At 33.5% G+C, this 9,190-nt stretch carries 6 protein-coding genes and 1 pseudogene; all 7 read right to left on the bottom strand.

The genetic code is table 11. From position 1 onward, the window contains the following. Positions 1–118: 118 nt before the first annotated feature. The 7 genes and pseudogenes from BLV55_RS14275 to BLV55_RS14245 all read right to left on the bottom strand — a co-directional run bounded on the left by BLV55_RS14275 (position 119) and on the right by BLV55_RS14245 (position 8,666). Positions 119–2,710: a S8 family peptidase gene (locus BLV55_RS14275; protein ID WP_093315641.1), complete on the bottom strand. Its 2,592-nt coding sequence runs from the start codon at positions 2,708–2,710 to the stop codon at positions 119–121. Between the two features lie 30 nt (positions 2,711–2,740). Continuing rightward, positions 2,741–3,736, bottom strand: a complete 996-nt coding sequence (locus BLV55_RS14270) for an AAA family ATPase (RefSeq protein ID WP_093315639.1) — start codon at positions 3,734–3,736, stop codon at positions 2,741–2,743. A 238-nt stretch (positions 3,737–3,974) separates the two neighbouring features. After that, positions 3,975–4,436 carry a hypothetical protein gene (locus BLV55_RS14265; protein ID WP_093315637.1) on the bottom strand — a complete coding sequence of 154 codons (462 nt, stop codon included), beginning with the start codon at positions 4,434–4,436 and terminating at the stop codon, positions 3,975–3,977. 40 nt (positions 4,437–4,476) lie between these two features. Next, the gene (locus BLV55_RS14260) at positions 4,477–5,568 is read right to left on the bottom strand and encodes a PD-(D/E)XK nuclease family protein (RefSeq protein WP_093315635.1); all 1,092 of its coding nucleotides are present in this window, start codon (positions 5,566–5,568) and stop codon (positions 4,477–4,479) included. Between the two features lie 121 nt (positions 5,569–5,689). Beyond that, on the bottom strand, positions 5,690–6,367 hold the full coding sequence (locus BLV55_RS14255; protein ID WP_093315633.1) for a hypothetical protein: 678 nt from the start codon (positions 6,365–6,367) through the stop codon (positions 5,690–5,692). Between the two features lie 18 nt (positions 6,368–6,385). After that, entirely contained in the window at positions 6,386–7,405 is a 1,020-nt protein-coding gene (locus tag BLV55_RS14250) for a PD-(D/E)XK nuclease family protein (RefSeq protein ID WP_176968436.1), read from the bottom strand. 99 nt (positions 7,406–7,504) lie between these two features. Further along, positions 7,505–8,666 (bottom strand): annotated as a pseudogene (locus BLV55_RS14245) (IS3 family transposase). Positions 8,667–9,190 lie beyond the last annotated feature (524 nt).

Genomic DNA, 9,190 nt, shown 5'->3' with positions numbered 1-9,190 from the left:
ACCTTTCTCTGCAAATACCCGCTGGGCTTTCACTAATCTTTATTATTTTTCACCATTCTTTATTCTTATTCACCAGTCTTTATTATGATTCGACAGATATAAGAAATAATACTAACTACTATACTCTAATTCTCGTAGTGATAGTTCCCTCTACTCTACTTTTAATTTCATTGTAAATTTTCAAATCTTTATCTTCACTTTCTAGCACGGCTACTACTGCATACTTTTGTGGCTTTTCTGACCAATTCTTTTTTGCGTTAACTACTAGATACAAGTTATCATTATCAAAATTTGTATCTCTAGAAAATTCAAATGTTGATTTCTGAAGTGTTCCATTACTACGAATGGTTGTACTCGGTTCTAAATCACAAACACATCTATTTTCTATTGGTATTGCATCTTCCTTGCCCTTTTGAGTTTCAAAAATCTCTATAACTTCTTCTTTGGTTTTACCTTTAACTAATTTATAATCCATTGAAATACCAATATAATCTAGCCTTGTATTTCTAACCTGCGGATTAAATGCTAAAGAAATTATTACTTTCTTTTTCCCTGATGATTGTCTAAATTCTTTTGGCAATGGAATTTCAAATATATGCATATTATCTGGTTTTATCGCCTCTTCATCCGTATTAATATCTGCCATTAGAACTACTCTATTATCCAGTGAACTTAAACAACTGTATTTATCTGGGTACCCATATCCTGCAGTATAATATAGCAACTTATTATAGTTACTCTTATTTTGGTATAAGAATTCTTTTTGTAACTCTTCTTCGCTATCAATAATCTCTTGTACTTGATTTCGTATGCTTACTGGAATTTTTGCAGAACTCGCTATTATTGCACGCATAAGATTATTTGATGCTTGAGGGTATCTGTTCAAAAAACATCCTAGGATATGTGATATATATGGCGCTGCAAAACTTGTCCCAACATCCCATTCGAACATACCTGCATTATCATTATTAAACAATAGTTTCGATAAACCTAAATTAGGTACAGGTCTATGATTCCCCATAGGGTCAACAAAAACACTACGATCTCCACCATACGCTACAAATTCTGGCTTTACGGCATTCATAACTCCCGGACCAACCCTTGTGATACTTGATAAGTTATCCCTACTAGTAATATTTAACCTTTCTAATCTTTCGGGCACATTATACACTTCGTCAGAAATAGCCATAGACCCAACAGTAATTGATGTTGCTGAGTTTGCAGGCTCGATTACTCTACACTCTGGACTCTGATAAAAATAAAGAGGATATCTGCAAAAAATGTTATTATAGTCATTGTTTGCCTCATACAAGTAATTCCCTGAAGAAATCACAAAAACAATATCATATAGATTTTGTAACTCATCTAAAACACAGGCCCATGCCTTAGGCTTGAGTCCGTCATATATATAATCAATACTTCCTTGTGACAGATTATAAATTCGGCAACCATACCCTTTATAAAAGTATTCAACAATTTCTTTCATTTGATTAGGAATTAACTTTTCATAAAAGGCAGAGTATCTTGAATAAACCATTTTTAAATAAGGTTGTTGTTCTTGTGGAAAATTTGATACCAAATCTTCAAAGGTTATTTCTCCATCTTCGTATGCCATAATTATATCTGTTATCTCCCATGAGAATTCCCCTATTTGTTCAGTAACTTCTCTTTTCCATAATTCAAAAGTATTTGTATATTGACCATCGTGTATCTTGGCATTAAATAGAAATATTTCTGGTGTGAACTCATCTTTTTCCGAAAAATCTCCGTACTCACAAATAGATGCTACTTTAGTTCCATGTCCATCAAAATCATTTGTGGAACTCTGATATTCGTCTGAACAATAAAATGTTTTTGAGTCTCCTATTACACCTCTTAACAATGGATGTTGCATAAAAATTCCACTATCTATAATACATATAGACGATGATTCCTCAGGAAACAATCTGCTAGTATCAAAAGTTATTTGATCGAGGGTTATTTCTTTTGTTGTTTTAATCATGTTATGTAATATATTGAACTTAGGGATGCTTTCTACTTTGTATACTAAAGGATGCTCCAATATCTTATCTAGAACACCCTCACCCAGTTTTACTCTTGATAAGACTACAGAATCTCCAACATATATATCACATACTCGTCCATTATTATTTGCAACAAAGTTTTTAAACTCATTCATCTTTTCATTAGACTTATCAACAGTATCAAACACCCAAAGATAACAATCTATGTAGTCTCCATCTTTTATGCTTGATATGTCCAGCCCTAGCCTATCTTCTCGTGACCATTCTGTGATACTCTTTATAATTGAAAATAAATCTTGATTTTCTATTTTAGTTTTAGCAATTTTTCCTTGTTTATAATTCTCTAGTGCGATTTTGAAGTTTTCTAATCTTAAGTCATCTGTAAATAGTACTTGTAATTCTTTGGTTTCTTTATCAATTATTTTAACTCCAAAATATTCAAGTTTTTCTTCATCACTATCTTGTAATGTGTATCCCGGCTCCAATTCTATTTTCATAACTAGATATGGATGAAACTCAAATCTTTGACTTTTTTCTAATGCCTCTTGAACTTTACTATCTAACGATTCATCTAAAAACGCTGCATGTGTTGTATGATCTTTGCTAGGAGGAGCATCACCAAAGCCTCTCCTTTTTCTTCTCTCCCTATCCTCTAACCTAACCTTACTAAATTCTATATGTTTCATACCTCTCCCCCTCAGGTATCTGTAAACCTATTAAGGTTTTATTGATACTTTTTTCCTCTCTTTTTCCTTTAAAACTGCCTTCTTAAACAAATCATTTGTTATAGAGTTTTCATGTTTTAGTATTGAGTTTTTAGTTGCTTCTAAACAAATTCTCTCTATATCAGCAAATGATAGGCCTACCAAATCATCTAAATGTTTTTCAATGTTTAAGGAATCAAAGTGAAAATTCCTAAGTTTCACTTTGACAGTTTTCTCTATTGATTCTCTATCTGGATTATTAAAAACAACAATTTCATCAAACCTTCTCCATAATGCTTTGTCTATTACGGTTTCATAGTTTGTTGCTGCAATAATAATCTTATCTTTAGGGAAGTTATCCATTAGTTGAAGAAAGCCGTTAACTACTCTCTTTAATTCTCCATGCTCTGAACCTAATGATCTACTCTTCCCTATTGAATCAAACTCATCAAAAAATAGTACCCATTCTCCTTCTTTTGCAAAATCAAAAATCTTTCTCAAGTTAGTAGATGTCTCTCCTAGAAAAGAAGATATCACACTATCAAATCGAGTATACAACAATGGTAATTGTAGTTCATTAGCAATTGCCTCAGCGGTCATTGTTTTACCGCACCCCGGTGGACCACAAAATAATATTTTAGTTTTCGGGTATAATTTATAAGTCTCAAGAATTTCTTTATGCTCAAATTCATTTATTATTTCTTGGATTTTTTCTTTATTACTCAAGGTGAGAATAATATCGTCTAATAATAGTTTAGTAAACTTCATCTCAAGTAATTGAAATCCTGATTCTTTATCTACTGGCAACTGTTTACTATTTAAACTCCTATTTTTCAGTGTACTACTGTAGTTATTATCGAATAATATTTTGTGTAGTTTGTCAGCAAGCAGATAATGATTCTTTTTCTTTTCATCTTCAATTATTTCATGTGCGATTTTTGTAAATTCCACTTGGTTATTCTCCTTAAATGATTTGAATAATTTTATTAAACTATCTCCAGAAGCCATATTCTTTCACCCCTCTCTTTTCATTTAATTATATATACTCCCCTATTAGATTCTGTAATTCCAACTTAATATACGTTTATTTATAATCTAAAGAAACTGTTATATTAACTAATCTCTAATAAATAATGATTTCCATAATATTTAACCTTATATCTTGAATTATACATTACTTTATTAACTTTATCATCTTTTTTATACTTATCTAAAATATATGTTTTTACTATATTTGTAATCTCACTTAAATAAATTCTTCAATCGATTCTTTAAACTTAAATATTTCTAGTATCTCATAGTTTCTATTTGATATATTTATTCCATATTCTGGTTTGCTAGTTTGCCCCGGTTTATCATAATTTCTATCAACAAAAACCTCATTAGGTACTTCCCATGCCGCTGAAGGGAGCAGAAAAATATCAGGGGTCTTTCCATCTTCAAATAATAATAAAGTTACATACAAATTCTTATTACTTATATCAAACTTGCTTTTAGTCATACAAACATAACCTTTGTTCCTTAGGGATTTTACTTGTATTTCACAAAAACGCCCTTTCTTATCCTTCACTATAAAATCTACTCCATGGTCATCTACTTCACACGTGTATACCTCCAGACCATATGATGTAAACTCCATTTTTGCAAAATACTCAGCATAACGACCTAATTGTAAATTATTCAGTTTAGACCAATCAGTATTAGGCATATCCCCTCACCTCTTTATTTGATTTCCATTAGAATTTATACTATTGGTGATTAAAAGTTTTCTCTATTTCCTGCTTAAAAGCCTCATTGAACTTTGGAATAATTTCTATCACTTTACTTAAGGTGTTCTTTTCATTAATGAAAAATACTCCTATCTCAGATTCAAAATTGCCGCTTTTGCTTATCTTCCCACACTCTAGAATTTCTTTGGTATTTGCACCTAAAATCTTTAGTGTTCTATCAAAACATCCTTTTAATCGCTCCAATCGTTCCTTTTTTGCTTCCAACAAACTATTGTATTCCGGCGATTTCTTATCTATTTTCAAATACTGTCTTATTGCAATATAGTAACCTTCCTTCCTGTTATCCACCCTATAAAAAATAGCATCTGGGAGTTCTTTGCAACTATTATAAGGAATAATCCTATATTGAGTCCATGGTGATCCATTAGGATTTGTACCATTATATAAAACGCCTTCTTCATAATTTCGAAATATTTCCCTCATAAACATCCACTGCCCCTCAGGGGTTCTTAAAAGGTCTGCCGTTTTTTCAGTTTTATTCTCTTGGATTATTGCAGAGAGTTGACTTTCCCAGTCTGCCAACCTAGAAATGTGTTGATAATAATCCTTCAAAATATCACTACCTGCTTGTCCTGTGTATTGTTTCATTAGATCAAGCATCTCTACCTTACCAATAACCTTATAACCTCTTTCTTCAACTTCTTTCATTTCATTATCATAGATAAAGCCAGTTTTATAGTAAATCCCTAAAGGTTTTCTAATCGCTGACTTACCTTCTTGATCTTTTAATATAAATTCATAGTACCTTTTCAGTTGATTACTATGTGTTTTTGTATATGTTTTATCCTCAATTATAATTGGTATTATACTACTTGAAAAATGGAGCAATACTAGAATATCTATATTCTTATATTGTCTTTTAATTTCTACCTTCTCTAGATTATCTAAATCTTGGTCTTCATATTGATGTAGTTCAAGGATTAGTCTAATGAAGTCTTTAGCAAAGTCACTCATGATCTTATTATCAAAATTTGCCCAATCAAGCATCCAGCATAAAACTGCATCCTGTGATAATTCACTAGTAGCGTAGTTAAATATATTTGGTTTCATTTAATCTCCCCCGTTTATATGATATTTCCACTTCGTCCTACTCTCGCTGATTCTGAATTTTTGTTTTCTCAGTTTTCATGTGTTACTTTACAGTACCTAATCAGTTTCAACCCTTATCTTACTAAACTCCCGTAATGAAAATATCCATTTCTATAATTCCAGCCTTGTCCTCATCTTTTCCATGGGAAAAAGGGAAGTAAATAAAATCAATCTTAGTTTTGCCTTTTTCCTCCATTAACTCATTTACATACTCGCCTATTTTAGATAGCCAGAATAATCCCCCATCTTCCTCAGTTCCATACCTTAATGCTACTAATGCTTTACTATTATTTGTAATCTCAGTATTATCAATAAACTCTCTTATATTCTTTAAATATTCATCTTCAGTATTGAACCGAAGGTATTTATGTTTCATATTAGAATGCTTGAGTACATACATTATATGTTCTTCCACCTCTGTGCCTATAGGGTGAAGTGCATCTTCATTTATATACCCACTTAAAATTCTTAAGAGTCCTTGTAATGCTTCTTGATTTGGAAGATAAATCTCACTATCAATAGTTTTTTCTCGGCACACCCCATACTTTATGACATAATTAAAATCCTCTGCTGGGCCAATATGTAGAGGCTTTTCAGTATTAACAATCAAAATATTTAATGAATTCATATCTGCATGGATGAATTTTTGACCTTGCTGTAATCCTTTTACTTCAAATACATGGGAATCCACATATCTTTTTATTTTTGCATCATTGGTATAGATGTAGTTTTTAGACGTTTCCTCTGAGAAGTTTAGCATTGCTCCCCTCCTAAAAAATTATTTCACGGTATATAGCCTTAAAAATTCTTTATGTACTCTATCTATTGCACTCTCTATAAATTTCCAGTGTTCAAGTTCTTCAATCAATTTATTTTCGCCTACATAGTCCGGTCTAAAATAATTATCTATTCTTTTATATGCAATTGCTATTTTTCTATTATCAGGTCGATATGAAATGCCCCTTTCCCGATACTCCCCTTCCATTTTTTCATACTCCTTTTGGAATAATGAAAAGAAGTTCTCCTTCTCTTTTCCTTCAACTTCAATCATATATTCAAAATCTAACCTAGACAAAATATCTTCACTTGAAATCCAAAACTCATGGTGTATAAATAGTCCAGTTCTGTTCCATGTTTTCTTATAGACTTGATGGAAGCCCCTCTCCTGTTTTATATTAAACACCCGTTTATCTCCACCAAAGAAATTCTTCAGTATTCCTTCAAATTCTTCGAACACCATCAGAGAATCTTTCTTATAGTACTCACTTAACTTTTTTATAGTGTCCTGATACTCTAAATATAGTTTAGTTTGGTCTGAGATACTTTTCGATTTTTTATTCATCATATATTCCTCCACATGCAATATAAATTCATCAAATATGATCTTTCTCCTAATATCTCTTCTATAATCAAACTCTACCTGTTTCAGTTGGTTAACTAACTGCTTATAGGAAATAGACTTAAAGTTTTCAGACTGCGCCAACTTACCATTAGGAGTTAAAAATAAAAATAAATATTCGTGATCTGGAAATTCTTCATAGATGCTTTTCTCGTAGACTTCTGTTTGCTTATCAGATTCGCTTGAGAATACTTTGTTTTCAATCGCTATTATCATTGTATCTCTAACATTTATTAAGATGTCAATTCGCTTACCATTAGAAAAAGTATGCTCTCTATTTATTTTTATATTATTTTTTTCTGCTAAAGTAAGGCTTTCTAATATATCCTTAATGGAATGGCAACCCTTTTTTGAACAAAAAAGATAAGGGACATGCCCAATAGTAAAACTTACAATCAAATACTTCAGTTCACTTCCGGCCAACCAGAAAGTGGATTGTAACCGTCCGTCGTCATGGTGTAAAGAGGAAGTGCGCCCTTGACACCACTCCTCAGACAGTTAAAGGGATTCCACTGGTTGGCTCGGGAAGCTGTGTTGGTAAAGATCTCTGTACTCCCAAGGGCTGTTGTAGTCCAATGACGAATGCAATCGTAATCGGTTAAACCAGTTCACATAGTCTGCCAGTTCGCGTCTGAGGTGAGATAAGTCTTCAAACTGGTGCTGGTAGATAAATTCTATCTTGAAGGTTTTGAAGGTGGCTTCTGCTACGGCGTTATCATACGGGCACCCTTTCAGGCTCATAGAGGGCTGAATACCAAAGGTCTTCAGGGCATTGGCCATCAGCTGGTTGTTGAATTCGCTACCCTGGTCTGTATGGAAAAGCTGTACTTGGTTCAGGTTCCCTCTCACTTTGCTCAAGGCTTGTTGGACTAATGTTGCCGTTTTATGAGGGCCGGCACTGTAACCCACGATCTCCCGGTTAAACAGGTCTGCCAATAGACAGACATAATGCCATTTGCCTCCTACTCGGACATAGGTCAGGTCACTAACCATCACGGCGTAGGGAGAGTGGTCATTGAACTGTCGGTTCAATCTATTGGGGATTTTGCTTTCTGGTGCTTTACGGGCATGGGCTTTGTACTGGGCTACGGTATAGTTGGATACCAGGCCGTTTGCCTTCATGATCCGTCGGATTCGCTTTCGTGATAGACGATGGCCTTTCTTTTGAAACGCAGCCTTGATGCGACGGGCACCATAGTTGTTACGGCTTTCCCGGAAAACCTGTATCACGGGCTCTGTAAAAGGTTCTTCCTTTACAACACGCTTAGCGTCGTAGTAGTAGGTGCTTCTTGGAATCTTGAGGACGAGGCACATTGCTGATACTGAGTATTTGTGAGCGTTATTACGGATCACAGTTACTTTCGTCCGATGATCAGCGCTGCCTGCTTTCTTGTGCCCTGCAAGGGTATAGGATGTCGTTCTCCATGCGTAGCTGGTCCAGCTCTTTACGTAATTTGATCAGTTCATTTTCTTCAGGGCTGCGATTGTCTTTTTCTGAGAAGGATCCGCTGTTTTGATGTTGTTTGACCCATCTGTCAAAAGCCGAGGCGGTTAAATCATATTCTTTGACAATTTCTGCCCGAGGTTTGCCGTGTAAATGGAGTTGTACCAGTTGTTCTTTAAACTCTGGGGTGAAACTTCTTCGTGTTCGTTTGGTCATGTTTTTCATCTCCTTGTTTATTAGGTTACATGACCTTAACGTTTCTGTCCAACTAAGTATAACCTATCCAAAATCGATTATATTTATCTTGATTCCAATTTAGTTTTCTTTTCGCCAGTTTAACCACCCCCTTTAGATGACATTCAATTAAGTACTGTATTTGAGTCGATTCTAACGGGCCAACAGTTAAACCGCAAGGCTTTCATCTAACTTTATTATGATTTTCACAGGACTTTATTTTAAACAACCAGACTTTATTATGAGCCCTCAAACTTTATTGTTAATAACAATACTTTATTCTAATTTTGACCAGTCTTTATTAGTAATCACTATGCTTTATTATGATTTTGACAAGACTTTATTCTGATTTTCGGTATTTCGTCGCATTTTAACTAAGTTTTACTTGCTACTTAAATTTCATTCTAACTATGTTAATTCATAATAAAGTTTAGTGAAAAGGAGAGGAAGAGAAAAACGGCTATAATCCCAGTAAACAAAGGGATTATAGCCATAATAATATAATT

The organism is Tindallia californiensis (assembly GCF_900107405.1).
In the GTDB taxonomy this organism is placed as follows: Bacteria; Bacillota; Clostridia; order Peptostreptococcales; family Tindalliaceae; genus Tindallia; species Tindallia californiensis.
The sequence above is the reverse complement of the archived record's forward strand: the minus strand, read 5'-3'. Positions and strand labels throughout refer to the sequence as shown.